We start from the raw sequence: 25,019 nt of genomic DNA on the forward strand, positions 1-25,019 counted from the left end.
TGCCGGTACTGGGGTTGCGGTCCCGGGGCTCCGCCCCGGACCCCGCCGCTCAATCGCCGCAGGGGCTCGAGGGGCGCGGGTTACGCCACCGCTGGGCGGCGGACGTCCTCCCATGTCGGGTTCGCGGAACGCATCGCCGTGAGGGTGGCGTACGACGTCGCCACCGAGGCGTACGTGCGGGACGGGGTCGGGGCCGGAGGGAGCGCCGGGGCGTCCGGGGTGAGGCCCGCGTCCGCCGGGACGCCGTTCGGGGCGACGCCGCGCAGGCTCAGGGTCTGCTGGACTCCGCCGCCCGCCGCCGCGGAGGCCGTGATGCCGACGACCCAGGCGAGGGTGTCAAGGGCCGCGCCGGACGTGTCCACCACCCGGACGACGTCGCCGAGTTGGATACGGGGGTCGTACAGGACCTGGACGTCTTCCAGGACCGGGACCGGGAGTTCCCCGGCCGTCCGCATCGCCGACGCCAACTGCTGCGCCGCACCCAGATCCTGGACCCACTCCGACTGGTCGCCGTAGAACTCCTGGCGGCCGTACCACTTCTCGCTGTCGCTGCCCGCGACGTACGACACCGCCTGCCGGTCCACCGGTTCGGCGTTCGGCTGGATCGGCGCGATCCGGATGGACGGGGCGCCGTTGGTGTCGACCGTGTAGAGCCGGGAGGACGTGCGGTTGGTGAGACGGAGGACGATGACGCCGTTCTCGCGCCGCACCATCGCGTCGACCGCCCCCTTGACCGCCTTCGTGCCCGCCGCGTTCTGCGTCGCGACCCGGAACGACGAACCGGGTGTACCGACCGAGTCGTCGTCGGTGTCGGGCGGTCCGACGTCCAACTCCTCTTCTCCGAAGGTGTAGTTCACGGTGAGCGAGCCGCCCGCCGGGATCTCCCGCACCACCGTGTCGACGATCGAGTCGGCCTGCTTGATGCGGACCGCGCTCCAGTCGGAGACCGGCTGCACGCAGTAGTTGCGGCAGGCGTCGATCTCCTCGGTGACCGTGAGGGCGGCGATCGAGCGCACGGACGTCAACGTCAGATCCGGGCCGGTCGGCGTCGTCGCGAAACGTGTGAAGTTGCGCCAGCGGAAGCGGCCGCGTTCGTCCAGTTCGGCCGTGGACATGCTGGCCTTCGCGATCTGGCCGATGGCCTCCCACTGCGAACCCGACACCTTCGGAATGGTCCGCAGCGGCAGGATCGCCTCGTCGAGGTCGGCCGACTTGACCCACTGCCCCGCCTGCGTGAAGTCGGCGACGGTCGGCGGTCCCGCCAGACCGCTCGTCACCTGCACCGCTTCCGTCGCCATCGACGTGATCAGCCGGATCTTGCGCAGCTCGGCGACAGGCTGCGGCCCCGTCGTCGCGGTGAACGCGCCGACGCCGCCGACCCAGGTCGTGCCGTCGGGCGCCGTCAGCAGCGGCGTGATCTGCGGCAGGGCCCGACCGCCCGTCGAGGCGTACACATCGACGTACGCGCCGATGTGCCACACGCCGCGCTGCGCCTTCATCGCGGTGGCGTTCTGGCTCCAGGTGAGCCCGCCGCCCGGCACCGCCGAGTCGCTGCTGAGCGACCACGCCGTGACAGTGCCCGCGGTGAAGTCGAGTGCGAGGGACAGGGTGCCGGTGGCCGTACCCGTGCGGTTCAGCTCCAGGTCGAGTCGGACGGTCGAGCCGATGCCGACGGCGGTGTTCACCCACGCCTCGGCGAACAGCCGGCTGCCCGGTACGGTGACGCGGCTGCGCGGGAACCAGGACGCCGTGATGCCGCTCGCCCCGGCCGGTAGACCGCGCGGCACGAGGGCCATCTCGTGCGGCGCCCCGGCCCGCGCCCACGTGTAGTGGCGCGGGTCGGGCAGGTCCTCGGGCATGCCGTACGAGGTCGCGAACCCGCCGTGGAGCGTGGCGTGGACGAGCGTCAGCGGCTCGCCCGCGACGAACAGCGGGGCCCGCGCCGGCGGGCTGGTCAGGAAGCCGGCCTGGCGGAGCAGTTCGTCGACGCACCACGTGGCGGTGGCGATGGGCCGGCCCCAGTACAACCCCGTGTAGGGGCGCGGGAGTTCGGCGGGCGAGCGGAGCCGTTCGGCGCCGTCGAGCGCGGTGAGCTGCACGGTGTCGGTGCCGGATGCGGCGGACCGGGCGCGCAGGGTGCCGCGGAAGGAGGGCAGGGCGCCACCGGCTCCGACTCCGGTCTCGTGGACGACGCTCTGGCCGGGGCGGGCGAGGTCGCCGGTGGCCCGGTCGGCCCACGCCGAGTACAGCTCCGGAGCCAAGCCCGTCCCACTCCCGCCCAGTTGGAGCTGAAGCTGCGCCGACGAGCTCCCCGAGAAGGCGCGCATCGCGGCTGGGAGATCGGTCGCGTACGAGCGTTCCAGCTCCCAGGACTGCACCTGGTCGCTGACGTCCTGCCCGCCGAGCCGGGTGGTGTGCGTGGCGGTGCGCTCGCCGGTGCCGAGCGCGGCCTCCGTGGCCGGATCAGCTTGTTGCACGGGACACCTCCACGAGTTCGAGGTTGATGCTGCGATAGGGCAGCGGGAGGCCGGGGGTATCGGTGTACGTGGTCACGGCGAGCTGCGGGAGGCCGTCGCCGGGGATGGTGTGCGCGGCCCCGTCGTCGTACGAGAGGCAGGCTCCGGCGAGGGAGTAGGTGCCGGCGGTGCCGGGGGTCGCGCACGGCGTGGCGAAGACGGCTCCGGCGGGGACGGTGGCCGCGACGTAGGGGCCGGTCGCGGAAGGCCCGGACAGATAACTCCCGTCCGCCTTCTTGAAGTCGATGTTGACCCCGACCGTCCCCAGCGCGGCGATGGCGCTCGGCGCGCGGAACGAGATCCGGGTGCCGGCCGCCACCGGGAAGTTGCCCTGCCACGGCACGCACCGCCAGCCGAGCTTGCTGGTCGCGTCGGCGGCCGTGAACGCGAACATCCCCGGCGCGCCCGCGACCTCGACGACGGCGCCGGTCGCCGACACCTTGAACCACTGGTCGAGCCCGCTGACGTCCCCGGCCCCCGCGACACCGCGCCCCGCGGCCTGCGCGGCGCCGAGCACGTTCCCGGCGACCGGGTCGATGAGGACGAGCGGGCCCGGACCGTCGATGCGCCGCGCGAGCCGGTCGAGGGCGCGGGCGTCGGCGGGCGGCAACCGGTCCCAACTCAGCTTCGTACGACGGGTGGTGGACGCGGTGCGGGTGACGGTGACGAGGCCGCCGAGCGACTTGAACTCACTGACGCCGAGGTCGGCGCTGCGGTCGAAGGACGTGGTGGCCTGATCGATCTCGTAGAGGGACCCAGGCGCGCCGATCCACAGATTGCTGCCCACGATTCACACTCCGTTCGGTGTAGTCGGCTTATCGGCGGGCGAGTTGGCGCTGGCCGAGGAAGACGGCGCGCGCGATGGTCTGCGAGTCGACCTGGATGTGTACGGGCCGGTCGGCGAGCTTCTCGACAGCGGCGGCGAGCCGTTCCACGGCGGCGCCACCGCCCGGGTGACGGCCGAGCATCGCGTTCAGTTTCGACAGCGGAATGACCGCCTCGTCCTCACCGGCCTCACCGACGACGGCGAGACGGCCGCCGGTCCGCGCGCCGATGACGCCGCCTTCGGCGAGCGTCGGAATGTTCGGAATTCTCGGGAGGTTGATCCCGAATTCCTTGCCGCCGACGACCGGCACCCAGCCCGGAATCTTCACGTGAATCTTGTTCAGGCCGCCGATCATGGCGTTCATGCCGCCGATGTAGGCGCGGGGCAGGGCCGTGAAGGCGTTGATGATCCCCTTCATGACGGCCTTGATGGGACCGGAGTGGGACTTGATGGCGCCGGATATGGCGTTCCAGGCCCACTTCACGCCCTTGGCGAGGAGCTTGGAGACCTTGTCCATGTTGATGAACTGGCTGATGATCGGCGCGAGCAGGGTCATGACGAGCCCGAAGGCGTTCGCCTTCATGGCGACGTTGAGCCCCTTCTGCGCGAGGGTGGCCCCCTTCAGCCCCTTCCCGAGCCCGGTCATCGACTTACCGCCACTGGTGGCGGATTTGCCGGCCTTGCCGACGGACTTGTCCACGGCGTCGGACTGGCGTTTTACGTCGCGAAGAGCGGTACTGGCCTTGCTTGAAGAGGACTTCAGACCGTTGAGCGACGTCTTGAATTTGTCGCTTCGCGAGCGTGCCTTGCCCAGAGCCGTGTCCGATTGTTTGAGCGCGGTGACGTTCTGAGCGGTGGCCGTCTTCATCCTGGAGACTTGGGAGGCGCTCTGCGAGACGGTCTGTGTGAACTTTCTGGTGGCTGCTGAGGCGGTACCGAGACTGACTGCGAGTCCCATGGAACGTTCCTCTCGTGTGCTCGTGCGGGAGAATCGATGAAGCGGCCTCGGTCAGAGCTGTCGGCTGAAATCCGCTACCGACCTCTGCGCGGTGCGAATCTCGCGCCTCATTTTCGTCAGTTCCTTGTTTGCCGCAGTGGTCTGATCCTTGACCGCCCGGCGTGCCGTCTTGGCCTCTTCTTCTTTTTTCTTCAACGCGTCGAGCTTCACTTGCAGTTTGTTCACGCGGGTGGTGCGATTCGACAGGACAGTGGTCAGCAATTTGACCTTCGAGTCGATGCGATTGGCCTTGGCGTCAAGTCCTGACATTTCGGTTCGAATTCGAAATACCGCCGACTTGTCCGTGGAGCCCTTCGCGGAACTCTCCTTCCCCAGAGCCGCGTCCCTGGTAGTGGTGAGCTTTGCGATCTGCCGGTCGATCTTCTCCTGCCGCTTCAAGTTGCCCTTGTGGTACATTTCGATGCGCTCTTCAAGACTCTTTTTCTTGTCGGCCCAAGGGAAGGTGGCGAGCTGCTTACCGCGAAGCGTTATTCCCTTTTCGTCGACTTTGAAGAGGGTGAAGTCGGCCTTGATCAGCGTCAGTCCAGTGGCTACTGCCGCTAGGTCGAACTTCAGCAAATTGACCGTGTGGCTCAGGTCGCGATAGAGGGACTTCTGGTGCTCTATTTCCTGCTTATTGAGCCAGAACGGATGTACCCAGGCGTCGTCGGGTCCCGCTTTTGGTCCTGACATGTTTCGTCCACATCCAGGGGGTTGTGTTGATTGCTGGAGCCTGGCTTTCCTATGTAATAGTTTTTCTTCCTTCCTTGGTGGTCTCCCCATTCGTGGTCAGGTCTCTGTGCGTGCGCTGGGTTCTCCGGGCGAGAGGCGTCGAGACCGTGGGGAAATGCGACTGGGTCCATTACGACAACCAGGTGCACCCGGTCCGATACCGATACGTCGACTCGGGTGACGTCAGTCACTTCCGGAGCGTCAGACTGCGTTACGCTCCACCGGATGAGTTGAAAACCGGGTCTCCGGTCGAGGTGGTCTACGACCGCAGAAGACCGTCCCGGTCGCGTGCTCGGTTCGAACTGGCACGCATCGTTCCGTGGGCCGGAGTCCACATCGGCACCTGGGCAGTCGTACAGGCGGCTTGTGTCTACATCGGGGGAGCCAGGATTCTGGCCTGATCCGCCGGAAGCGCCCTAGGGGTGGGCGAAGAACCTGGTCAGCTGTTCGGGGGCCGGGAGGTGCACCGCGTCGGGCTCCGCCTCCTCGCCCGACTGGCCGGGTGCCGGCACGCCCGGCCGGGGAAGAGGCTCGGGGAAGTCCACGGGCTCCGCGTCCTCGTCCCGGTTGACCGTCGCGAACATCCAATTGGCTTCGGCGAGTTGGTCCGCGATGTGGGCCAACAGATGTTCGCCCACCGACCAGTCCGCACTCTCCCCGTGCAGCTCATGGGCAAGGTTGCTGTCGTGCGGCAGATACTTGACCAGCGTCGCGAGCCGTCGCGCTGTCAGCCGGTCGCGGTACCAGTCCAGCAGGTCGACACCGTAGTGACGCAGCAGGTCGGCCTCGATGGCCTCGGCGTGCTCTTCTACGAGCGCGTCGAGGCTCAGCCTTCCCCCAGGCCGAGCCCGGTCTCCTTGCCGTAGGCCTCCAGGATGGCGCCGATGTCCTGCACGGTGACGTCGTGCTGGTCGAAGCGCGCGAACTGTTCGTCGCCGAGGAGGAGGTGCAGGAGGCCGTCCACGTCGTTGTCGTCGAGGTCGCGCAGCTTGCGGGCCGTCGCGCGGCCGAGTTCCGTCGGCAATTCGAAGGTGTCGTCGTCGAGTTGGAACGGCCAGGTGCGGCCGAGCGCCTCCAGGCGCTGGGCGCGGGCGGCGTTGACGTCGAAACCGGGCATGGGTGTGCTCCTTCGGAAGACTGGGTGGGTGGCGCGGTACGGCGCCCGCCCGTGCTCGGGTGGGCGCCGTACCGCTGGAGGGGACGGGCGGGGCCGGGTGGCGGCCCCGGGGCCGGTTACACGTACGCGTCGTCCTTCATCAGCCAGGTGGCCAGCGGCTGCGACGTGTCGTCCTGGGCGAACGCCGTGAAGGTGACGCCCAGCTTCAGCGCACCGGTTCGCGTCATCGAGAGCTCCTCGGTCTCGGTGACCTGGCCGCGCGGCACGATCAGCCGGTAGACGACCGGCGTACCGCCCTTGTTGTCGGTGAACTCGAAGCCGAGCTGACGCTCGTCCGCCGACGGGTTGGAGGTGAGGTCGTACTTGAAGGTGCCCGCCTCCGCGCCGGTGGTGGCGACGGCAGCCGTCGAACCGCCGCCCATGAAGAACGGCAGCGTGGTCTTGTTGAACTGCATCAGCTGGAACTTCAGCGTCAGCTCACGGTCGGAGTAGATGTAGCGCAGCGCGCTCACCGACTGCCAGCCGTCGACCTGGTCGATCTTGTCCTTCTTGGCCAGCTTCACGCCGTCGGTCGAGGTGTAGCCCAGCTCGGTCCACCCGGTCGGCCAGGTCGCCTTGGTGTCGATGGGGCCGACGACGGCCGGGCTGGCGCCGTACGGGGCGACGAGCACCTTGCCGGTGCCGGCGACGCGGATCTGTGAGCTGGTGTTGGGAGAAGGCATGCGAACTCCTCTTATGTGTCGGTGTGTTGAGGTGGGGCTACGCGGGGCTGATCGACAGCCGCAGCGTCGTGAGGTACCGGCTGCTCGCCGGACGGTTGTAGTCGGGCAGCCAGCGCGGCCCGTCCGCCTCGGCGACGTCGGTGACGAGCGCGGTGCCGTACGTCGTGCCCTCCAGCTCGACGGCACAGGCGCGGGCGGCGAGCGAGATGCCGTGCGCGACCGTCTTGTCGGCCGCGTACACCTCCAGGTCGACCAGCGGGTGGTCGAGCGCGAGGTCGTCGACCCAGGCGCCGCCTGCCCTGGAGACCAGGACGGTCTTCTGGGTGCCGTCGAACCCGGCGGGCGGCCGGTTGTCGACGGTCACGCCCGCCATCTCGGTGCGGTTCTTGAGGAAGTCGACGACGAGCATCTCGACGTCGGGAAAGTTCAGGACGGCCACATGGACGCTCCTTAGGTCCTTCGGACTTTCGGATACGGGGAGTCGCGCGGCGTTCGCGCCCGGATCGCGACCGCGACGAGGGAGTCCGGGCAACACAAAGCGGCAGGACCGCCGCCCGGGGTTCCGGGCGCAGCTCTGCCGCTGCTTCAAGTGTGATCCGGGGTGCCGGATCCCGCAACTGACTCTGGAGTGTGGCCAGTTGGAGACATGCGAAAGGGCCCGTCGACGCAGGTCGACGGGCCCTGATGGGTCGAGGTGACTCACTTCCCCCTGCCGCGTGCGGCGCGCTCGGCGGCGAACACGTCCTCAAGCCGGTACAGCGTTCGCCGCCCCTGTTTCCCGGCCGGCGGGAGGTGTCCGAGCTGCACCCACTTGCGGATGGTCGCGGGTGCGACGCCCGCTTCGGCGGCGGCCAGGTCGCCGGTCACGTACGTCATCCGTCGCTCTCCTCTTCGAGTACGTGGCGGCAGGCCGGGTTCACGCACATCACCACGGCCCGCTCCGGCAGTGCTCGCAGGGAGACCGAGTCGCAGGCGGGGCAGCGGCCGGGGATCCGTACGAGCTGCTCGGGGTCGCCGGTCGCGCGGGCGCAGCGGCCGGCCATCCGGCGGGCTTCGCTGGTCACGTGGGCGTAGAGGTCCGGTACGGCGGCGACCTGGTCGAGGAGTTCGGCGAGACGCCGAAGTCGTACGGGGACGGGAGCGGGGGACGGACGTGTGGGTCGCAGTGCGAGCCGTTCGTGGACCGCCTCCTCCAGCTCGACGACGCCGTCGGTGACGTCGCGCAGGGTGTCGGAGACGTAGAGCCGCAGCGGGGCGCGGCCACCGTCGCGGCTCCCTCCGGAGGCGCCGGGGCGGGGGGTGCCGGAGGCGGGGGCCGGGGCCAACTCCGCGAGCAGCAGAGGGAATCGCTCGGCGAGGGCGCGCAGCCAGTCGAGGGCTTCGGCGGTCTCACGGGCCGGGCGTTCGGTGCGTACGTTCATCGCCGGGTCTCGCTCTCTTCCTGGGCGTCGACCGCGCGACCGTTGCGCCACAGCCGGCCCGCGCAGACGCCGTCGAACCAGGTACGGGCGGGGTCGACCACGGCCTCGCACTCCTGCCGGATCGCGCATTTGTTGCAGGCTCGCAACGTAGGGGCGGCCTCCGAGGGGCTCCGCGTAAAGACGTGGTGCTGGGGTAGTTCGGCACAGGCGGCGGACCTGCGCCAGTCGAGTTCATCGTCGTGCCGGGTGAAAACCCTGGTCAGCGAAGGAATGGGAAGAATTTTCGGGCTTGACACGTGCAGCGCCTCCCCGCGTATGGGAACATTTGTTCGACACATGCGAACGCGTGATGACAGTGGCATGTTGCGTGCGCGTGCGCAAGTGAGTCCGATGTGTACAAGGCGAGCGGGAGGAGGGTGCACCCAAGAGACCAACCAGCCGTCCCCGTCGGCGTGTTGTACAGATCTCCGTAACTGTGTGCGTGCGCGCGCAGCTTTGGTGCGCGCGCGCTCGGTACCCTGTGCCCGCGACGAGGGGAGATCAGCGTCATGAGCGGAAGCTCGTGGGCACGGGCCCACATCGAGCAGGGCCCTGACCAAGGCCCGGACCAGGGGGCGGGCCAGGAGCGCGGCGGCGAACCGTCGGGCCTGGACGCGTTCGCGGACTGGATCGAAGGTCTGATGCGGGAGCGCGGCTACACCATCGACAGCCCGCGAGGTGGCGGAAAGTCGCGGCTCGCGGACGACGCCGGTGTCCACCGGGCAGCCGTCAGCCGGTTGTTGAACCGGCAGAGCATGCCCGACCTGGAGACCATGCGGCGGCTCGCGGTGGCTTTGGGGGTGCCGGTGCGGGACATGTTGATCAGGTCGGGCCGGCTCAGCGAGGCGGACCTGCCGGTTGGCGGCAGCCCGCAGGGGAATGGAGAGGCCGAAGGGCCGCGTCTGACACCTGAGGAAGCGGCCCAACGCATGGGAGTACCGCCGGAGTTGCGGGACACCTTCGTCAGGGTGGCGAAGCAGTTCCTGCCGGAAGGCGGCTGAATGGGAAGTCAGTGATCAGTCCCAGGTGGGACGAAGGGGCAGGGGTGTATGGGTGGCGAAGTGCCCGACGGGCGGCGCCGCGCCGGTGATTTAGTCGTCGAACTCGGCCGGAAGTTGGCGGAGTTCGGTCCCGAGGCGCTCCGCGTCGTCACCGTCGAGGAGGCCGAGCGCGAGCGGGTGGACTGGTTCCGCCTCGGCTGGCAGGAGCACGCGCGTCTGGTGTCGGGCGAGAGCGGAGAGGCCCGCCCCGGACCCCTTCACGACGGGCCGGACGAGCCCGGTATGCCGCCGGGGGCACCGGCCCCGCGGCTGCGCGTCGCGGAGAACGGCGACGCGACGGACGAGGGTGCAGGGGACGACAGCGCACACGACCGTGCGCCCGATTCCACGCGGTCCGACCGGCGGGAGCAGGCCGAGGGTGAGCACGCGGACGGCGAAGAGGGTGCGGGACACGGTGATCGGAGCGGGGGCCGCGACGAGTTCCCTTTACCGGTCGTCGGCGCGGCCGAGGCGGAGGTCCGTGAGCTGATGCCGCACCGGATCAGGTCCCGGGGGCGGCATCGGCCGTAGTGACGACGGGGATCGTCACCGCCCCTTCGTGTGTGACCGCGCCCCTTACTTCACGTCATGCCCATGCCCTACGCTCCCCGCCGTGACGACCGAACAGGTGTTGCGCAGCCGCCTCACCACCGCTCGCCTGCGGCGCGGCGCCGTGCTGCTCGACCGGGCCGGGACCGGACTGAGCCTGCGCATTCCCTTGACCGCGATCGAGACGGTCCGCCCGCGCGGCGCGGCCGGGCGGCGCGGCATCGAGATCGTCCTCACCGCCGCCCCCGACGAGCCGGACCCCGCCACGTACCGCCTGCGTCCCAGCAGCCGGACTGCCGCGAAGGTGTTCGCCGACGCGGTCAACTCGGCGCTGCCGGTGCGGGACGCCGACCAGCCGCGGCGCAGTGGCCGTACGGCGGTGTCGTACGAGCCGAGACCGCCGCGCGGGCCCCGGCCGCCGGGCGGGGGCCGGTGGTACTGGTGGGCGTTCGGCGCACTGTTCGTGCTGGGGATCTGCCTGACGGCCGCCACGGGTGAGTCCGGACTCGTCATCGTGTGGGCGGCTTCCTACGCGGGCTTCTACGTCGGATGCCTGATCACCCGGTTGTGCTGGTCGATTGCCAAGGACTGGTGGGTGCTGCGCCGGAGCGGGATCACCGTCGAGGCCACGTACGACCGGACCGCCGAGTCCCGCGACAGCAGCGGCGATCTCACGTCGACCAAGGTGTACGTGTTCCGGGAAGTCGGGGGAGCGAAGCGCGAGTATCGCGGCGGGGGCAGGATCGTCGCCCGGGACCCCGACCGGATCGAAGTGACCTACGACCCGCTCGACGAGGACCGCGTGAACGCCCGGCGGGGTCTCGTCGCCCGCGCGCTGCTCTTCCTCGTGTTCCTGCTGCTCGGCCTGCCCGTCTGTGTGCTGACCGTGCTGTATCCGGTGGTCTTCTTCGTGGTTGCCGTCGCCGCGTTCTAGCGAGTACGGGCGGGGCTGCGGGCGCTGCGGTGCGGCCGCCGCAGGAGCCCCGCACCCCCGGTCACCACGACCCTCCGCCGCCCCCGCCCGTCCCGCCGCCGACCCCTCCGCCGCCGGAACTCCCGCCGCCCGAGCCGCCGCTCCCGCTCGATCCGCTGGAGGGCGGCGCCGTGGCGGAGATCGCGGCGGCGGCGATGAGGCCCAGGGCGATTTGGGGGCCGAGGCGGGAGAGGGTGGTCGAGCGGTGGGCGGTGGTGCGAGAGTCGTAGGCCGTGGACGCGGCCACCGCACGCTCCCAGCGTTCCTCCTCGCCGAGCGCCACGGCCCACGCGGTGAGCAGTTCCGTCCGGGCCTCGTCGTCGGCCGGTTCGTCGCCCGGCCGGGGCGGCGTGGGGGATCCGGCGGCGAGCCACCGCCGCAGGGACTCCACCTGGAGCCGCAGGGCCGCTCCCCGGGCCGTACGGGACTTCAGCTCCCAGGAGCACAGGCACAGGGTGATGCCGATGCCCACGACCGCCGCGCCCGCGAGCGCGACCGGCCAACCCGCCGCGTTCACCTGGCTGTTGAGAACGCTTCCGGTGAGGGCGGCGGCGAGGCCCGCGACGAACGCACCGACACCGGCCCGCCGTGCCACGCGTGCGCGCCGTTCACCGGCCGGCTCCCACAGGTCGCTGGTCCGCTGCCATGCGGCGAGACGGGAACCGAGGGACAGCCACGCCGACCGGAACAGCGAGTCGCGCGTCCCCAGGACGAACGTGCCGCGGCCCGCGAACATGTCGTCGAGCACGGCCGTGGTGTCCGCGTCCGGGGCCTTGCGCGCGAGGTCGGGGGTGCGGCGCACGGTGGGGTACTGCCCGGATCCCCTGATGGCGATGTGCCTGTCGAGCGCGGCGCCGAGCAGCCACGCCACCTGGTGGCGCGGTTCCACGTGTTCGGTGAGCAGGATGCCGCCCTGGGCGGGGGTGAGCCCCTCGGGCGGTGTCCCCGGGGGCGGTTGCTCCGCGTCGGCGGCGGGTCGCCGGTCACGGCCCAGGAGGCGCAGCGCTCCCATGGTCAGCAGGCCGCAGGCCAACGCGGCACCTGCCACCACCAGTCCGGTCCACAGCGGGTTGCCGGACGCCTCGGCGTCGGGCTTCGCGTGCGCGGGCGGTACGGGGCGTGCTGCCCGGCCCGAGGCGTCGCCCCGCGCGCCGGCGGACGCGTACAAGGTGACTCCGCGCCCGGCCCCGACCTTCCCGAACGAGGCGTCGAGCCGCCCCGCTTCCGGCCGGGCGGTGCTCGCGCACGGCATCGTGGATCCGCGCTTGCCCTGCACGCACCGGGTCCGTTCGAGGCCGTACGGGGCGGTGACGTGGATCTCGACGTTCCGCAGATCGAGCTGCCAGCCCGTGCCGACCGCGTCCCAGGCGAGCTTCCCCTTCTTGACGACGTCGGGGAGCGGGTACGTGATCCGGTAGCGGTGCTGCCCGCTGACCGTCGCGTCGGGGTCGCCGACCCGGATGCTCTGGTCCGTCGTCTCGCCGTACGTGACGTCGTACGGGACGTGGCCGCCGTCCATGGTGACGCTGACGTCGTCCTCGTCGACGTCCCAGGTCAGGCCGGGGATGTCGCGGAAGATGCCGTGCCGGCCCTCCACGGGGTGCCCGAAGTCGTAGTCGATCACCTCGGTGACGCGGGCGCTGCCGTTCTCGGCGACCCGGGCGCCCACCCACATCCGGGTGACCCGCTCACTGTTGCCGGCGGCCCCGGCGAACCAGGTGACGCACCCGAGCGCCAGCGCGGTGAACACCACCCAGGCGAGCCCCCGGATCCGGTGCCGCCGGGCTCCGCCGCCACCCGTGCTCTTCCCCGCGCCCTTCCCCTCGCTCTTGCCTGCGCCGCTCAAGACACCCCTCCAGCCGTCGCAAGTGCGGGAGGGAGCCTAGTGCGGGTTCGGAGAGAAGGAACCGCACTGGAATGTCTCGATGCGATCAAAGTGGTTCATTTTTTGGCCAGTTGGCGGTGAGGTGGGGTGGTGTCAGACAGGAGGAGCGGATGAAGCGACCCGGCATCGGCGGCCATGGCTACGGGCACGCGACCGTGCCGCTGACCACCGGCACGTACCCGGCCATCATCGCCATCACCCACAACGGCCATGGCCACTTCGTCGTGGACGCGCTCGACGCGGAGCTGCGCTCCGACAGTCAACTCGTCTACACCGACGGCCCGTTCACCTGTCGCGCGCTCGTGAACGCCGACACGGACCGTCCGGTGCACGCACTCCGCGTACAGGCGGACGGACCCTGGCAGATCGACGCCGTTTCGGTCACCGCCGCACTCCCCTTCACCGGCTCGGTGCGCTGCCCGGCATCCGAGGTCCTCCGCTACGAGGGCGGCCCGGCGATCGCGACCCTCCGCCACGAGGGCGATCCACGGGCCGACGACGGCGGCTACTTCCTCGTGGACACCTTCACGGTCGACGGCCACGGCTTCCTCGACGAACTCGCCAACTACGTGGGTCCGTGGCAGGGAGAGGTGCCGCTACCGGGGCCCTGCCTCATCCACGCCCGGTCCGACGGGCCGTGGTCCATCAGTGTGCCGTCGAGTCCGAGGAAGTGAGGAATTGGGAACGTGCTGCTGTGGCGCGACGGAGAGCGAGCAGGTCCGGGGCGACGGCAGTGCGTTGCCTCTAGAGGTCTTCGGGCAGAAGCCGGAACGCTCCGTGCCCGGTCAGCGGGCGCATCATGCGGAAATCCCTGTCGGTGGTGAACAGGGCATCGGTGCCGTACGCCTTGGCGAGAGCGACGTTCATCGCGTCTGTCAGGCCGATGCCGCTGCCTCCGCGTGCGTCGGTGTATCCCTCGGCCACGGCGATGGCGGTCGACAGGTGAGGGGCGAGGTCCGGGACGGTGAAGCGGTTCAAGGTGCGCTGCGTCTCGATGAACCGTGCCGCCGCCAGAGCGGGGGCGGGCCCGGAGCGGACGGTGACGATGTGGTCCAGCTCTGCGAGGACGAGCGGGGAGACGACGAGGTGGGCCATCTGCGCGAAGGCGTTTCTGTGCTCGGCGTGGCCCTTCTCGCGAGGGGCGAGCAGTCGGATGAGTGCGTTGGTGTCCGCGATGACGAAGGGGATCGTCATTGCCCCATGCCTCGCAGGATCTCGTCCATGTCCTCGTTGGTCATGGGCTCGCCCAGGTCGATCTCCGGCAGGTCGATGGCCCCTATGGGGGTCGTCGGATGCGGCGGGATGTCGGTGTGGTCGATCGGCACTATGCGGGCGACGGCGCGGCCGTTGCGCGTCACCGTGATCTCCTCGCCGCGCTCGACTTGGTCGAGCAGCGCCGAGGACCGTTGGTTGAGCTCGCGGGCCGTGGCTTCCATGTATTACAGCGTACTACCTGGTGCCTCGCTTCACGGCTCGGTGCGCTGCCCCGAGGGGCCGTGGTCCATAACGTGATGCTGACGGTCGCGCTCGTGCTGACGATGCTCCTGACCGGCGGGCTGACCTTCTGGCATGTCCGCGCGGAGGAAGCCGACCGCCGAGAACGGGTCGAGCGTCTCAGGCCCGACCCCGTGACACCGTTCCCCGACCCTTTCAGCCATCGATGAGGAATGCGGTCGGCGGGTGTTCCGGACCTCGGACAGGGACTGGCTCGTGGAGTTCACTCACAGGGGATGGCCGGAAAGCTGCACCTTCCCCACCTCGTGGACAGCTGTCATGCGGGTCTCGATCGCAGAGCTGGAGTACGAGCTGGAGGCCAAGGAGCCTGAGCGGCCTGCCAAGAAGAAGAGGTTCGGGCGGCCAGGGTGAGGACTGACGGGGCACCGCGCCCCGGCCCGCGCACGTACCGCGTGCGTACAGGCAGGATGGGTCCCATGACCGAGATCCGCACCCCCCGCCTCCTCCTGCGCCGCTGGAACCCCGACGACGACCTCGCCCCGCTCGCCGAGATCCAGGCCGACCCCACCGTAATGCGCCACATCGGCGACGGCGCGCCCCGCTCCCTCGACGAGACCGCCGAGGACATCGAGCGCTGGGAGGATGAGTGGGACGACGAGGGCTTCGGGCTCTTCGCCGTGGAACTCCTCGGTTCCGGCGAGCTGGCGGGCGCCGTCGGCCTGTACGTTCCCGATGCCCCGCCGCAGGTGGCGGACCACATCGGTATCCAGTGGCGGCTCGCGCGTCAGTTCTGGGGCCAGGGCTACGCCTCGGAGGCGGCGCAGGCGAGCCTCGAATTCGCACTCCAGGACCGCGGCATCGACCGCGTCGTCGCTGTCACCTCGGAGACCGACGCCTCCTCGGCGAAAGTTGTCCACAAGCTGGGGATGACGCTCACGCACGACGCGGGTGGGCTGCGCCTCTACGCGATCGACCTGACCGAGTTCCAGGGCTGACCCCCGAGAAACCGGCCCCAGGCCGCGCCGCTCACGGTGAGGTGGGGGCCGGTGACGTTCTTGGAATCGCGGAGATGGACGGTGCCCGTTCCGGTGCCGGTGGCGTGGGCGACCTCGACGCAGTCGCCCTCGCTGCCGTTGCTGCTGTAGCTGCTCTTGCGCCAGTCCAGTTCGGCGCCATCTCCGGTGGAGAACGTGCGGTTCATGTCTCTCCCAGCAGTTGCTCGGTGAAGGCCCGCGACTCTCTCGGGGGGAGGGCTTGGGCCCGGATCATGCCATACCGCAGTTCGAGGATCCGGAGCTGTTTGGGGTCGTCGACGGGACGCCCCGAAGCGACGCCCGGTGAACGCCCCACGGCGGTGCCGTCCCCGAACCCCAGCATCGTGATGCTGCCGTCCACCCCAGCATGTTCCTCTCGGTCGATAGGCATGACCTGGAGTGCGACGTTGCGCAACTGCCCGACCTCCAGCAAGTGTTCGAGCTGCTCACGCAACACCATTCTGCCTCCGAGAGGCCGCCGCAGAACGGCTTCTTCCAGTACGAAGCTCAGCGCGGGAGCTGGTTCCCTCGCGAAGATCGATTGACGTGCCAGCCGTGCGGCCGTCACCCGGTCGACCTCGCCCGGCGTGTACGCGGGCTGCCGCATCTCGAACAGCGCCCGCATGTATCCCTCGGTCTGCAACAGGCCGTGGATGTCATGGGCGCCATACCACTGCACGTCGACCGCCCTGGCTTCCATACGCGCCAGGTCCCGCAATCTCTTCGGATACCGAACCTCCGCCACGTCCGACTTCATCGCCTTGATGAGCCCGCCGGCGTCCAACGCCTCGTCCGCCTTGTCGAGGAATTCCGGCCGGGGGATCCGCTTCCCGGCCTCGACCTTGTAAACGATGCCTTCGCCATAGCCCATGGCCGCCCCGAGCTCGGACACCTTCAGCCCCGCCGCCTCCCTACGCGCGCGCAGCTGTCGCCCCACCATGGCAATCACCGCCGCACCCTGCTCATCCCCCGGCTCGATCTCCCACCCGTCACCGTCCGTCGTCCCAGTCATCCGCACGCACCTCCAGTCCGCCGAACTCCCCGCACACGTACCGTCAACACCCGTGCCCGCACAGCGCCCTGGACAGCCTGTACAGCTCTGGACAAACGCTGGACAGTCACCGTACGTAGCGGCCGAGTCGCTGGTCAGCGTAGGCAGGCGCGGACACGCTGAGTGACGTGAACCGTGAAATCGCCGAACTTCCCCGCACCACACACCACTTCAGCGTGCAGCTGTCACCCACACCACGCGCGGCGCGCCTCGCACGCCTCCTCGCCACGGAGCAACTCCGCGCCTGGGAGGTCGGCTTCGACCTCGACGCGGCAGCGCACGTCGTCGCGGAACTCGCCGCGAACGCCGTCACCCACGGCCGCCTGCCCGGCCGCGACTTCCGCCTCGTTCTCTACGTCGCCGGGGCCATCCTGCGCATCGAGGTCACGGACACCAGGGCGGATCGCGTCCCGCAAGTCGTCGCTCCAGACGGAGAATCCGGCCGTGGCCTGCTCCTCGTAGACGCACTCGCCCACCGCTGGGGCGTCAGCGAAGGTCCCGCTCCCCGGAAGACGGTCTGGGCCGAGCTCGATCTCGTACGGCCACCGGTGCCCCTTGAGCCCTCTACGCTCACGCCCAGCGGCACCACAACAACAACCCCAAACATGTGACGGCCCCCGCCGGGACGGCAATCCCCCGCCCTCCTCCGCACCGCCACCGACCTCCTCGCCGCCCTCCACCGCAGCGACGCCCGCCTCACCCTCTCCACCCACGACATCGAACGCCTCGCCCCGGGCGTCGTCGCCTGGCTGGAACGGGACCTCATCCCCTCCGCCGTGCGCCACGCCCTCATCCTCGACCTGCCGGAGGGCGAACCGGTCCACCGCCCGGCGGCCCTCATCGCCCACCGCCTGCTGCCCCGGTTGCCGCACCACGCCGCGCTGACCGGATCGCTTGTGCCCCATGTGTACCCGGCCCACACGCGCGCGACGCGCCCTGGACAGATGTCTGGTGGGTGGTGACCACGCCGCGTACCAGGACACCAATGTCGTCCATCGGCTCAAGTCATGGATCCCCGATGTCTTCGTCGGGCCGGAGGACCTGGAACCATACGCGGACGAGGACGGGCTGGGCGTCAAGGCCAAGGCGGCCTCGCTCGTCGTGGAGGTCGTCTCTCCGGGGAAGCACAACCAGGACCGGGACCGCGTCCGTAAGTGCCGCGAGTACGCCCGTGCGGAAATCCCCGTCTACGTACTCATCGACGACTACGACGACGGCGGCACCGTCACCGTTCTGTCGGATCCCCGCGCCGGCCGAGCGGACTGGGCCGTGGCCCATCGTGCCCCGTACGGCACACCGGTCACGGTCCCCGAAGGCCCTGCCAAGGGCTTCGTCGTCGACGAGGGCATCACGGGCGCGCGCCGCGCCTGACCTCCGCAGACCGCCCCTGTGGAGTTCCTGTGTGCTTTGCGAAGGTGTCCGGTATTCGCCGTCATCGGCTTCATGTGAAGAAGTAAAGGACCCGGTTTCGTTGCGTTGTGGCTTCACCTCTTGACGGTCAGTGGGCGGGCGAGTTGGCTTTCGAGCCACCTCGGCCGCACCGTCGCGGCCACGTCAGGGAGGTATCCGCACATGAACACGCGTATGCGTTGCGCCGCCATGGCCGGCGCCGCATCCGTCCTGGTCGCCTCGCTCTCGGCCTGTGGCGGCGTGCTGCCGGGCGACGACAGCGAGCCGAGCGCGTCCGCCAGCAAGGGGGACGACGTCAAGATCGGTCTGCTGCTCCCGGAGAAGGAGACCGCCCGCTACGAGAAGTTCGACCACCCCATCTTCGAGCGTCAGGTGGCGAAGCTGACGCACGGCAAGGGCGAGCTGGTCTACGCCAACGCCAAGCAGGACGCGGCCCTCCAGCGCAAGCAGTTGCAGGAGATGATCGCCGCGAGGGTCGACACGATCGTCGTCGACGCCGTGGACGCCAAGGACATCGCCCCGGCCGTGCGCAGGGCGAAGGACGAGGGGATCCACGTCATCGCCTACGACCGGCTCGCCCAGGGCCCCGTCGACGCCTACGTCGGCTTCGACAACGAGCTCGTCGGCCAGACCCAGGGCAAGGCGCTGATCTCCGCCCTCGGCGGGGCCAAGGCCACCAAGCGCGACAAGGTCGTGATGATCAACGGCTCGCCCAGCGACCCCAACGCCGCGCAGTTCAAGACGGCCGCCCGCGCGGAACTCGGCAACGCCGTGACCGTCGCGAAGTCGTACGACACCGCGGGCTGGAAGCCGTCCAACGCCAAGGCCAACATGGAGCAGGCCATCAACGCGCTCGGCGTCGACAGCATCGCGGGCGTGTACGTCGCCAACGACGGGATGGCCGGCGGGGTGATCGAGGCCCTGAAGGAGGTCGGTGTCCGCAAGATGCCGCCGATCACCGGGCAGGACGCCGAACTCGCCGCCGTGCAGCGGATCCTCACCGGCGAGCAGCACATGAGCGTCTACAAGCCGTACCCGGACGAGGCGCAGACCGCCGCCGAGATGGCGGTGCGGGTCTCGCAGGGCCGCGCCATCGAGTTCGAGGCGCTGGCGATGGACCGCACCGACAGCCCCACCGACAAGCAGATCAAGACGGCGAGCGTCAGCGTCGTCGCGCTCACCAAGGACAACATCAAGAGCACCGTCGTCAAGGACAAGATCTTCACGGTCGCGCAGATCTGCACGCCGAAGTACGAACAGGCGTGCGCGGAGGCCGGGTTGAAGTAGCCCCCGTACGGCGTGACCGGCTATTCGGCGTCCTCCAGGATGCCCGAGCGGCCGATCAGGTAGCCCAGTTGCGCCCTGCTCTCGCTGCCCAGCGTCGCCGCGAGCTTCGCGATGTGCACGCGGACCGTGCGGATGTTCATGCCGAGCCGCTCCGCGATCACCGCGTCCGTGTGGCCCTCGATGAGCAGCGTCGCGATGGTGCGCTGGCGCGTCGTGACGCCGTTCGAGGCCGGCTCCTCGACCGCCGTCTGCGGGAACATCGGCGTGGCCAGCCGCCACAGACGCTCGAACGTGGTCGCCAGGTAGGCGATCAGCGCCGGATGCCGCAGCTCCAGGGCCACCGTGCGGTCCTGGTTCGCGGGGATGAAGGCGACGGTGCGGTCCAGCATGATGAGGCGCTCGGTCACTTCGTCGAGGGTGCGGACCTGCACGTCACCGGCCAGCTGCTCGAAGTGGGCGAGCACGGCCTGCGAGTGGCGTGACGTGTGCTGGTAGAGCGTGCGCATCCGGCAGCCACGGGACAGCAGTTGCTGCTCCTTGGGCAGGGCCGAGGCGAGCAGGGGAGGCGGGCGGTGGCCGCCCGGCTGGATGGTGAGCAGTTCGGTCGACGAGGTGGACATGGCCTCGCCGATCGCGTCGTTGATGCGCTGGAAGCCGAGCAGGACGGTGATCATGGGGGCGTCCGGGACGGCCGCCCGCTCCGCGTCCAGGGCCATCAGCGGGGCGAAGGTCTCGGCCAGCTTCGCCTCCTGACTGCGGCGCAGGGCGATGTTCTCCTCGACGGCCCGCAGCAGCCGGGGCAGCGCGATCGCGGGCGGGACCGGTCGCAGCCACCCGGGGTCCCCGGTGTCCGGGCGGAGAAGTGCGTGCGCTTCGAGGCAGGGAACCGGCTCGGAGTCCGTGCGCGGTACGCGGCCTTCGCGCAGGGCGCGGGTGTAGAGCCGCATGCCTGGCTCGCACACCTCGCCGACGTCGTGCGAATGAGCCCTGAGGGTCATGACTCGCTCCCTCTGCTCGCTGCGGGGGTGCCTGTTTCGAGCATTCCGGACTGCGCGATGAGATAGCCGAGTTGGGCCCGGCTTCCGCTGCCGAGGGCGGCCGCGAGTTTGGCTATGTGGGCGCGACAGGTGCGTACGTTCATACCGAGCCTGCGGGCTATCGCCTCGTCGACGTGGCCTTCGACGAGGAGTCTGGCTATGGAGCGCTGGACGCCCGTGATGCCGTCGGTCGGTGGCCCGTAGGGGGTTTCGTCGAGCAGGGGGACCCCGCGCTGCCAGAGCTGCTCGAAGACATTGGCCAGGTATTCGACCAGACCCGGGTGGCGCAGCTCAAGGGCGGCCTGCCGGTCTTCGCGCGCGGGAATGAACGCGACCGAGCGGTCGACGATGATCAGCCGCTCGATGAGCTCCTCAAGGGTGCGTATGTCGACGTTTCCCTGGGCCAGGGCTTCCGCGTAGGCGAGGGTGCCGTGACTGTGCCGCGCCGTGTGCTGGTAGAGCGTGCGCATCGTGATGCCGCGATCGGTGATCTCCCTGCCCATCTGGAGGGCCTTGGTGAGCGTGTGCTCGTCCCGGCCCCCTCCGGGCTGGACGGTGAGCATCTCGGTCTTGCACTCGGCGAGGGCCGCTTCGATGGCGGTGTTGATCCGCTCCTTGCCCTCGAGCACCGTGATGGAGTGGGTGGTCGGTTGCCGCTGGGCGCTGATGGCCAGGAATGGCTCGAAGGCATCGGTGAGTTCGATCGCGAGAGCCCTTCTTTCCTGTATCTCGCGTTCGAGCGGGTGCAGTCGTTGCGAGAGCGCCGCTGTCGGCGGAACCGGCCGGAGCCAGGCGGAGTCATCAGGATCGGGATGCAGGAGAGCGAAGTCCAGCAGGCAGGGAGCCGAGGAGATTTCGCTGCGCGCGATGCGTCCCGAGCGCAGGGCCGTCGCGTACAAGTGCCTCCCGGCGTCGCACAGCTCGGTCATGGCGTGTGGATGTGCCTGATTTGAGCTGGTATTGGGCATAGCTCCACCCCCCAGGGTCCTGAACGTGCAGGAACATGATGCATCGACCCTGTGGTGTTTGCGTGGCCGAATGAGCCATCGTCGTGGAGAGCCGGGGGAGAGAATCCATGAAAGTGAGGACGAGACCCGCTATGCGTAAGGGAATACTTCGCGCCGTTGTTGCCGGCGCTTTTTCCGCCGGGCTGGTCCTCGGCGCGATCGGGCCGATGGACGCCATCTGGAACACCGCACCCGCGGCCCAGGCGGACGCGATCTGGAACGTGGCGCCCACGACCGTCCAGGCACTTCCCGCCGATGCGATCTGGAACTCCGCGCCCACGGACGCAGGCGCATGATCACCCCGCCCGACGACCGGTCGTTACGCCGGGAGATGGCGATCGCCTACCGCTCCGGTTGGCACACCATCGACCTCGTGACCGCGATTCCGAGCGACGGTGACTCCCTCATGGTCACCCTCTTCGGAGAGCCCATCATCGTGGTCCGGGAGGGCGACGACATCAGGGCCTACCGGTGTCTGCGCCGACCGCGCGGAGCCCCACAGCCGGTACGTACGGTCGTCCGATACGGAATGATCTTCGTCAACCTCGACCAGCGGGACCATGAACTGGTCGGCGAGGCCGGACCCGAGACCTCGCAGTCCCACCCACGCTCCACAGCCACCCCCCGCAGTGCCTGACGCGATACCCCCGTCGTTGTAGATCGCGCAGGTGCTTCCCCCCTGCAGCGGCGTCACCGTGAACCTGACACGGTGACGCCGCTGCGGTCGTTCTACGCACCTTCCCGGGGGTCCTTCGGAAGGTTCGCCGTCGCCCGGTCCACCGCGATCTCGATGACCACCCGGTCCGGATTCGGCCGCGGCGACCTGTAGCGCTCCGCGTACCGTCGCTCCGCGTCCGCGACCTCCGCCGGCTCCGTGCGCACCGTCGCCGCGCCCTCCAGCGTCGCCCACCACCGGCCGTCGACCTGGCACACCGCGACCCGTCCCGAGCCCTCGACGACGTGCGCCGCCTTCCGGGTGCCCTTGCCCGTGATGACCCGGGCGATGCGCGTCCCGGCGTCGTACGTCACCCCGACCGGCACCACGTGCGGCGTGCCGTTCGCGCGCAGCGTCGTGAGCGTGCACAGGTGACGCTCCCGCCAGAAGTCGAGAAACGCGGAACCGGGGGCGTCGAGGTCGATGCGCTTGGCCATGAACGGGAACCTATCCCAGGGAATGGGGAACCCGTCCCGGAGGCCAGGGGCGCTGTCGCGACCCGCCTTGAGTGGAATAGACTCAACTTTGTGCACGTTGGAAGAGTCAGAGTTAGTTTCCCTGGAACGTGGAGGAGAACAGGCACGTGGACGCCGAGCTGACGAACCGGAGCCGCGACGCGATCAACGCGGCAAGCAGCCGGGCCGTGTCCGGGGGCCACCCGGATCTGACCCCGGTCCACCTCCTCCTGGCCCTGCTCGAGGGCCAGGACAACGAGAACATCACCGACCTCCTCGCCGCGGTCGACGCCGACCAGGCACAGGTACGCGCGGACGCCGAGCGGGCCCTGGCCTCCCAGCCCAGCGTCACCGGATCCACCGTCGCGCCGCCCCAGCCCAACCGCGAACTGCTCGCCGTCATCGCCGACGCCTCCGAGCGCGCCAAGGAGCTCGGCGACGAGTACCTCTCCACGGAACACCTGCTCATCGGCATCGCGGCCAAGGGCGGCGCCGCCGCCGACGTGCTCACACGGAACGGGGCCAGTGCGAAGAAGCTGGCCGAGGCATTCACCAAGAACAGGGGAGGGCGCCGGGTGACCACACCCGACCCCGAAGGGTCCTACAAGGCGCTGGAGAAGTTCGGCACGGACTTCACGGCAGCCGCCCGCGAGGGCAAGCTCGACCCGGTCATCGGACGCGACCAGGAGATCCGCCGCGTCGTCCAGGTGCTGTCCCGGCGCACCAAGAACAACCCGGTGCTCATCGGCGAACCCGGCGTCGGCAAGACCGCCGTCGTCGAAGGACTCGCCCAGCGCATCGTCAAGGGCGACGTACCCGAGTCCCTCAAGGACAAGCGGCTCGTCTCGCTCGACCTCGGCGCGATGGTCGCGGGCGCCAAGTACCGCGGCGAGTTCGAGGAGCGCCTCAAGACCGTCCTCTCCGAGATCAAGGAGAGCGACGGCCAGATCATCACCTTCATCGACGAGCTGCACACCGTCGTCGGCGCGGGCGCCGGCGGCGACTCCGCCATGGACGCCGGCAATATGCTCAAGCCGATGCTCGCCCGCGGCGAACTCCGCATGGTCGGCGCGACCACCCTCGACGAGTACCGCGAGCGCATCGAGAAGGACCCGGCCCTGGAGCGCCGCTTCCAGCAGGTCCTCGTCGCCGAGCCCTCCGTCGAGGACTCCATCGCGATCCTCCGCGGCCTGAAGGGCCGCTACGAGGCGCACCACAAGGTGCAGATCAACGACAGCGCCCTGGTCGCCGCCTCCACCCTCTCCGACCGCTACATCACCTCCCGCTTCCTGCCCGACAAGGCCATCGACCTCGTCGACGAGGCCGCGTCCCGGCTGCGCATGGAGATCGACTCGTCCCCGGTCGAGATCGACGAACTCCAGCGCTCGGTCGACCGGTTGAAGATGGAGGAGATGGCCCTCGCCAAGGAGACCGACCCGGCCTCCCGCGACCGCCTCGACAAGCTGCGCCGCGACCTCGCCGACAAGGAGGAGGAGCTGCGCGGGCTCACCGCACGCTGGGAGAAGGAGAAGCAGTCCCTCAACCGCGTCGGTGAACTGAAGGAGAAGCTCGACGAACTGCGCGGCCAGGCCGAACGCGCGCAGCGCGACGGCGACTTCGACACCGCGTCCAAGCTCCTCTACGGCGAGATCCCCACGCTCGAACGCGACCTGGAGGAAGCGTCCGAGGCGGAGGAAGAGGCTTCGAAGGACACGATGGTCAAGGAGGAGGTCGGCCCCGACGACATCGCCGACGTGGTCGCCTCCTGGACCGGCATCCCGGCGGGCCGCCTCCTGGAGGGCGAGACGCAGAAGCTCCTGCGCATGGAGGAGGAGCTCGGCAAGCGCCTCATCGGCCAGACCGAAGCGGTCCGCGCGGTCTCCGACGCGGTCCGCCGCACCCGCGCGGGCATCGCCGACCCGGACCGTCCCACCGGCTCCTTCCTCTTCCTGGGCCCCACGGGCGTGGGCAAGACAGAACTGGCCAAGGCCCTGGCGGACTTCCTCTTCGACGACGAGCGGGCCATGATCCGCATCGACATGTCGGAGTACAGCGAGAAGCACAGCGTCGCCCGCCTGGTCGGCGCCCCGCCCGGCTACGTCGGCTACGAGGAGGGCGGCCAGCTCACGGAATCGGTCCGCCGCCGCCCGTACTCCGTGGTCCTGCTCGACGAAGTGGAGAAGGCCCACCCCGAGGTCTTCGACATCCTCCTCCAGGTCCTCGACGACGGCCGCCTCACCGACGGCCAGGGCCGCACGGTCGACTTCCGCAACACGATCCTCGTCCTGACGTCGAACCTGGGCAGCCAGTACCTGGTCGAGCCCCTCACCTCGGCGGAGGAGAAGAAGCAGCAGGTCCTCGAAGTGGTCCGGGCCTCCTTCAAGCCCGAATTCCTCAACCGCCTCGACGACCTGGTCGTCTTCTCGGCCCTGGACAAGGACGAGCTCCAGCGCATCGCGAAGCTCCAGCTGAACCGCCTCGCCAAGCGCCTCGCCGACCGCCGCCTCACCCTGGACGTCTCCGACGAGGCCCTGGCCTGGCTCGCCGACGAGGGCAACGACCCCGCCTACGGCGCCCGCCCCCTGCGCCGCCTGATCCAGACCGCCATCGGCGACCGCCTCGCGAAGGAGATCCTCTCCGGCGAGGTCAAGGACGGCGACACGGTCCGCGTCGATTCGTTCGGCGACGGGGTGATCGTGGGGCCGGCGACGGGGAAGACGCTGTAACGGACCGACCCTGACGGCTTTCGCG

The 25,019-nt window shown here is 69.6% G+C and carries 31 protein-coding genes; 12 read left to right on the plus strand and 19 right to left on the minus strand.

What is annotated here, in order from left to right:
• Positions 1-80: 80 nt before the first annotated feature.
• The 11 genes from ACNYS0_RS21910 to ACNYS0_RS21960 all read right to left on the minus strand — a co-directional run bounded on the left by ACNYS0_RS21910 (position 81) and on the right by ACNYS0_RS21960 (position 8,477).
• Complete coding sequence (locus tag ACNYS0_RS21910; protein WP_422476065.1) at positions 81-2,477, minus strand: hypothetical protein; 2,397 nt, start codon at positions 2,475-2,477, stop codon at positions 81-83.
• Complete coding sequence (locus ACNYS0_RS21915) at positions 2,464-3,303, minus strand: hypothetical protein (protein WP_422476067.1); 840 nt, start codon at positions 3,301-3,303, stop codon at positions 2,464-2,466. The genes ACNYS0_RS21910 and ACNYS0_RS21915 overlap by 14 nt, the downstream gene beginning before the upstream one ends.
• 28 nt (positions 3,304-3,331) lie before the next feature.
• A complete protein-coding gene (locus tag ACNYS0_RS21920; RefSeq protein ID WP_422476069.1) occupies positions 3,332-4,300 on the minus strand; it encodes a hypothetical protein in 969 nt (322 codons plus the stop codon).
• Positions 4,301-4,351: 51 nt separating this feature from the next.
• The gene (locus ACNYS0_RS21925; protein ID WP_422476071.1) at positions 4,352-5,032 is read right to left on the minus strand and encodes a hypothetical protein; all 681 of its coding nucleotides are present in this window, start codon (positions 5,030-5,032) and stop codon (positions 4,352-4,354) included.
• Between the two features lie 455 nt (positions 5,033-5,487).
• Positions 5,488-5,709, minus strand: coding sequence for a hypothetical protein (locus ACNYS0_RS21930; RefSeq protein ID WP_422476073.1), 222 nt, complete (start codon positions 5,707-5,709; stop codon positions 5,488-5,490).
• Positions 5,710-5,897: 188 nt separating this feature from the next.
• Complete coding sequence (locus tag ACNYS0_RS21935; protein WP_326023921.1) at positions 5,898-6,188, minus strand: hypothetical protein; 291 nt, start codon at positions 6,186-6,188, stop codon at positions 5,898-5,900.
• A gap of 116 nt (positions 6,189-6,304) precedes the next feature.
• The gene (locus tag ACNYS0_RS21940) at positions 6,305-6,910 is read right to left on the minus strand and encodes a phage tail tube protein (RefSeq protein WP_422476075.1); all 606 of its coding nucleotides are present in this window, start codon (positions 6,908-6,910) and stop codon (positions 6,305-6,307) included.
• A gap of 37 nt (positions 6,911-6,947) precedes the next feature.
• On the minus strand, positions 6,948-7,349 hold the full coding sequence (locus tag ACNYS0_RS21945; RefSeq protein WP_422476077.1) for a hypothetical protein: 402 nt from the start codon (positions 7,347-7,349) through the stop codon (positions 6,948-6,950).
• A gap of 260 nt (positions 7,350-7,609) precedes the next feature.
• The gene (locus tag ACNYS0_RS21950) at positions 7,610-7,786 is read right to left on the minus strand and encodes a helix-turn-helix domain-containing protein (RefSeq protein ID WP_422476079.1); all 177 of its coding nucleotides are present in this window, start codon (positions 7,784-7,786) and stop codon (positions 7,610-7,612) included.
• A complete protein-coding gene (locus ACNYS0_RS21955; protein WP_422476081.1) occupies positions 7,783-8,331 on the minus strand; it encodes a hypothetical protein in 549 nt (182 codons plus the stop codon). Before ACNYS0_RS21955 ends, ACNYS0_RS21950 begins: the two co-directional genes overlap by 4 nt.
• Positions 8,328-8,477, minus strand: a complete 150-nt coding sequence (locus tag ACNYS0_RS21960; protein WP_422476083.1) for a hypothetical protein — start codon at positions 8,475-8,477, stop codon at positions 8,328-8,330. Before ACNYS0_RS21960 ends, ACNYS0_RS21955 begins: the two co-directional genes overlap by 4 nt.
• A 534-nt stretch (positions 8,478-9,011) precedes the next feature.
• On the opposite strand from ACNYS0_RS21960, the gene ACNYS0_RS21965 reads away from it, so the two are divergent.
• From ACNYS0_RS21965 to ACNYS0_RS21975, 3 genes are all read left to right on the plus strand, one after another.
• Complete coding sequence (locus ACNYS0_RS21965; RefSeq protein ID WP_422482749.1) at positions 9,012-9,371, plus strand: helix-turn-helix transcriptional regulator; 360 nt, start codon at positions 9,012-9,014, stop codon at positions 9,369-9,371.
• A gap of 48 nt (positions 9,372-9,419) precedes the next feature.
• Positions 9,420-9,941 (plus strand): hypothetical protein, encoded by a 522-nt coding sequence (locus tag ACNYS0_RS21970; protein ID WP_422476085.1) that lies wholly within the window; start codon positions 9,420-9,422, stop codon positions 9,939-9,941.
• Between the two features lie 82 nt (positions 9,942-10,023).
• A complete protein-coding gene (locus tag ACNYS0_RS21975) occupies positions 10,024-10,893 on the plus strand; it encodes a hypothetical protein (RefSeq protein WP_422476086.1) in 870 nt (289 codons plus the stop codon).
• A gap of 61 nt (positions 10,894-10,954) precedes the next feature.
• Here ACNYS0_RS21975 and ACNYS0_RS21980 read toward each other — a convergent pair whose 3' ends face one another.
• Positions 10,955-12,778 carry a DUF2207 domain-containing protein gene (locus ACNYS0_RS21980; RefSeq protein WP_422476088.1) on the minus strand — a complete coding sequence of 608 codons (1,824 nt, stop codon included), beginning with the start codon at positions 12,776-12,778 and terminating at the stop codon, positions 10,955-10,957.
• Positions 12,779-12,927: 149 nt separating this feature from the next.
• On the opposite strand from ACNYS0_RS21980, the gene ACNYS0_RS21985 reads away from it, so the two are divergent.
• A complete protein-coding gene (locus ACNYS0_RS21985; RefSeq protein ID WP_422476090.1) occupies positions 12,928-13,491 on the plus strand; it encodes a hypothetical protein in 564 nt (187 codons plus the stop codon).
• 70 nt (positions 13,492-13,561) lie between these two features.
• On the opposite strand, the gene ACNYS0_RS21990 is transcribed toward ACNYS0_RS21985, so the two are convergent.
• Both ACNYS0_RS21990 and ACNYS0_RS21995 read right to left on the minus strand, forming a co-directional pair.
• Positions 13,562-14,011: a PIN domain-containing protein gene (locus tag ACNYS0_RS21990; protein ID WP_422476092.1), complete on the minus strand. Its 450-nt coding sequence runs from the start codon at positions 14,009-14,011 to the stop codon at positions 13,562-13,564.
• The gene (locus ACNYS0_RS21995) at positions 14,008-14,253 is read right to left on the minus strand and encodes a type II toxin-antitoxin system Phd/YefM family antitoxin (protein ID WP_422476094.1); all 246 of its coding nucleotides are present in this window, start codon (positions 14,251-14,253) and stop codon (positions 14,008-14,010) included. Before ACNYS0_RS21995 ends, ACNYS0_RS21990 begins: the two co-directional genes overlap by 4 nt.
• Before the next feature lie 75 nt (positions 14,254-14,328).
• Between ACNYS0_RS21995 and ACNYS0_RS22000 the strand changes: the two genes are divergently transcribed.
• Together ACNYS0_RS22000 and ACNYS0_RS22005 are read left to right on the plus strand one after the other, a co-directional pair.
• Positions 14,329-14,481: a hypothetical protein gene (locus tag ACNYS0_RS22000; RefSeq protein WP_422476096.1), complete on the plus strand. Its 153-nt coding sequence runs from the start codon at positions 14,329-14,331 to the stop codon at positions 14,479-14,481.
• Positions 14,482-14,748: 267 nt separating this feature from the next.
• Positions 14,749-15,267 (plus strand): GNAT family N-acetyltransferase, encoded by a 519-nt coding sequence (locus ACNYS0_RS22005; RefSeq protein ID WP_422476098.1) that lies wholly within the window; start codon positions 14,749-14,751, stop codon positions 15,265-15,267.
• Here ACNYS0_RS22005 and ACNYS0_RS22010 read toward each other — a convergent pair.
• Positions 15,234-15,473: a DUF397 domain-containing protein gene (locus ACNYS0_RS22010; protein WP_422476100.1), complete on the minus strand. Its 240-nt coding sequence runs from the start codon at positions 15,471-15,473 to the stop codon at positions 15,234-15,236. The two genes, ACNYS0_RS22005 and ACNYS0_RS22010, sit on opposite strands and share 34 nt — an antisense overlap.
• Positions 15,470-16,318 carry a helix-turn-helix domain-containing protein gene (locus ACNYS0_RS22015; protein WP_422476102.1) on the minus strand — a complete coding sequence of 283 codons (849 nt, stop codon included), beginning with the start codon at positions 16,316-16,318 and terminating at the stop codon, positions 15,470-15,472. Before ACNYS0_RS22015 ends, ACNYS0_RS22010 begins: the two co-directional genes overlap by 4 nt.
• Positions 16,319-16,485: 167 nt before the next feature.
• Between ACNYS0_RS22015 and ACNYS0_RS22020 the strand changes: the two genes are divergently transcribed.
• The 3 genes from ACNYS0_RS22020 (at position 16,486) to ACNYS0_RS22030 (ending at position 19,054) form a co-directional block, all read left to right on the plus strand.
• The gene (locus tag ACNYS0_RS22020) at positions 16,486-16,968 is read left to right on the plus strand and encodes an ATP-binding protein (RefSeq protein WP_422476104.1); all 483 of its coding nucleotides are present in this window, start codon (positions 16,486-16,488) and stop codon (positions 16,966-16,968) included.
• Between the two features lie 340 nt (positions 16,969-17,308).
• Positions 17,309-17,728 (plus strand): Uma2 family endonuclease, encoded by a 420-nt coding sequence (locus tag ACNYS0_RS22025; protein WP_422476106.1) that lies wholly within the window; start codon positions 17,309-17,311, stop codon positions 17,726-17,728.
• A gap of 201 nt (positions 17,729-17,929) precedes the next feature.
• Positions 17,930-19,054 (plus strand): sugar ABC transporter substrate-binding protein, encoded by a 1,125-nt coding sequence (locus ACNYS0_RS22030; protein ID WP_422476108.1) that lies wholly within the window; start codon positions 17,930-17,932, stop codon positions 19,052-19,054.
• Positions 19,055-19,074: 20 nt separating this feature from the next.
• Here ACNYS0_RS22030 and ACNYS0_RS22035 read toward each other — a convergent pair whose 3' ends face one another.
• Both ACNYS0_RS22035 and ACNYS0_RS22040 read right to left on the minus strand, forming a co-directional pair.
• Positions 19,075-20,052 carry a helix-turn-helix transcriptional regulator gene (locus tag ACNYS0_RS22035; protein ID WP_422476110.1) on the minus strand — a complete coding sequence of 326 codons (978 nt, stop codon included), beginning with the start codon at positions 20,050-20,052 and terminating at the stop codon, positions 19,075-19,077.
• Complete coding sequence (locus ACNYS0_RS22040; protein WP_422476112.1) at positions 20,049-21,020, minus strand: helix-turn-helix transcriptional regulator; 972 nt, start codon at positions 21,018-21,020, stop codon at positions 20,049-20,051. Before ACNYS0_RS22040 ends, ACNYS0_RS22035 begins: the two co-directional genes overlap by 4 nt.
• Positions 21,021-21,265: 245 nt before the next feature.
• On the opposite strand from ACNYS0_RS22040, the gene ACNYS0_RS22045 reads away from it, so the two are divergent.
• Together ACNYS0_RS22045 and ACNYS0_RS22050 are read left to right on the plus strand one after the other, a co-directional pair.
• Complete coding sequence (locus tag ACNYS0_RS22045; RefSeq protein ID WP_422476114.1) at positions 21,266-21,394, plus strand: hypothetical protein; 129 nt, start codon at positions 21,266-21,268, stop codon at positions 21,392-21,394.
• Complete coding sequence (locus ACNYS0_RS22050; protein ID WP_422476116.1) at positions 21,391-21,735, plus strand: hypothetical protein; 345 nt, start codon at positions 21,391-21,393, stop codon at positions 21,733-21,735. The genes ACNYS0_RS22045 and ACNYS0_RS22050 overlap by 4 nt, the downstream gene beginning before the upstream one ends.
• A 92-nt stretch (positions 21,736-21,827) precedes the next feature.
• Here ACNYS0_RS22050 and ACNYS0_RS22055 read toward each other — a convergent pair whose 3' ends face one another.
• A complete protein-coding gene (locus ACNYS0_RS22055; RefSeq protein WP_422476118.1) occupies positions 21,828-22,250 on the minus strand; it encodes a pyridoxamine 5'-phosphate oxidase family protein in 423 nt (140 codons plus the stop codon).
• Positions 22,251-22,396: 146 nt separating this feature from the next.
• Between ACNYS0_RS22055 and clpB the strand changes: the two genes are divergently transcribed.
• Positions 22,397-24,994: an ATP-dependent chaperone ClpB gene (gene clpB, locus ACNYS0_RS22060; RefSeq protein ID WP_422476120.1), complete on the plus strand. Its 2,598-nt coding sequence runs from the start codon at positions 22,397-22,399 to the stop codon at positions 24,992-24,994.
• The last annotated feature ends 25 nt before the right edge of the window (positions 24,995-25,019 follow it).

This window comes from Streptomyces anthophorae, assembly GCF_049310305.1.
In the GTDB taxonomy this organism is placed as follows: domain Bacteria; phylum Actinomycetota; class Actinomycetes; order Streptomycetales; family Streptomycetaceae; genus Streptomyces.

Coding starts and splice junctions, on each gene's coding strand:
- ACNYS0_RS22045 (WP_422476114.1), top strand. CDS start 21,266: ATGGACGCCATCTGGAACACCGCACCCGCGGCCCAGGCGGACGCGATC.
- ACNYS0_RS22010 (WP_422476100.1), bottom strand. CDS start 15,473: ATGAACCGCACGTTCTCCACCGGAGATGGCGCCGAACTGGACTGGCGC.
- ACNYS0_RS21920 (WP_422476069.1), bottom strand. CDS start 4,300: ATGGGACTCGCAGTCAGTCTCGGTACCGCCTCAGCAGCCACCAGAAAG.
- ACNYS0_RS21935 (WP_326023921.1), bottom strand. CDS start 6,188: ATGCCCGGTTTCGACGTCAACGCCGCCCGCGCCCAGCGCCTGGAGGCG.
- ACNYS0_RS21950 (WP_422476079.1), bottom strand. CDS start 7,786: ATGACGTACGTGACCGGCGACCTGGCCGCCGCCGAAGCGGGCGTCGCA.
- ACNYS0_RS22000 (WP_422476096.1), top strand. CDS start 14,329: ATGCTGACGGTCGCGCTCGTGCTGACGATGCTCCTGACCGGCGGGCTG.
- ACNYS0_RS22040 (WP_422476112.1), bottom strand. CDS start 21,020: ATGACCGAGCTGTGCGACGCCGGGAGGCACTTGTACGCGACGGCCCTG.
- ACNYS0_RS21970 (WP_422476085.1), top strand. CDS start 9,420: ATGGGTGGCGAAGTGCCCGACGGGCGGCGCCGCGCCGGTGATTTAGTC.
- ACNYS0_RS22015 (WP_422476102.1), bottom strand. CDS start 16,318: ATGACTGGGACGACGGACGGTGACGGGTGGGAGATCGAGCCGGGGGAT.
- ACNYS0_RS21965 (WP_422482749.1), top strand. CDS start 9,012: ATGCGGGAGCGCGGCTACACCATCGACAGCCCGCGAGGTGGCGGAAAG.
- ACNYS0_RS22005 (WP_422476098.1), top strand. CDS start 14,749: ATGACCGAGATCCGCACCCCCCGCCTCCTCCTGCGCCGCTGGAACCCC.
- ACNYS0_RS21940 (WP_422476075.1), bottom strand. CDS start 6,910: ATGCCTTCTCCCAACACCAGCTCACAGATCCGCGTCGCCGGCACCGGC.
- ACNYS0_RS22030 (WP_422476108.1), top strand. CDS start 17,930: ATGAACACGCGTATGCGTTGCGCCGCCATGGCCGGCGCCGCATCCGTC.
- ACNYS0_RS21990 (WP_422476092.1), bottom strand. CDS start 14,011: ATGACGATCCCCTTCGTCATCGCGGACACCAACGCACTCATCCGACTG.
- ACNYS0_RS21985 (WP_422476090.1), top strand. CDS start 12,928: ATGAAGCGACCCGGCATCGGCGGCCATGGCTACGGGCACGCGACCGTG.
- ACNYS0_RS22050 (WP_422476116.1), top strand. CDS start 21,391: ATGATCACCCCGCCCGACGACCGGTCGTTACGCCGGGAGATGGCGATC.
- ACNYS0_RS21925 (WP_422476071.1), bottom strand. CDS start 5,032: ATGTCAGGACCAAAAGCGGGACCCGACGACGCCTGGGTACATCCGTTC.
- ACNYS0_RS21955 (WP_422476081.1), bottom strand. CDS start 8,331: ATGAACGTACGCACCGAACGCCCGGCCCGTGAGACCGCCGAAGCCCTC.
- ACNYS0_RS22055 (WP_422476118.1), bottom strand. CDS start 22,250: ATGGCCAAGCGCATCGACCTCGACGCCCCCGGTTCCGCGTTTCTCGAC.
- ACNYS0_RS21995 (WP_422476094.1), bottom strand. CDS start 14,253: ATGGAAGCCACGGCCCGCGAGCTCAACCAACGGTCCTCGGCGCTGCTC.
- ACNYS0_RS22035 (WP_422476110.1), bottom strand. CDS start 20,052: ATGACCCTCAGGGCTCATTCGCACGACGTCGGCGAGGTGTGCGAGCCA.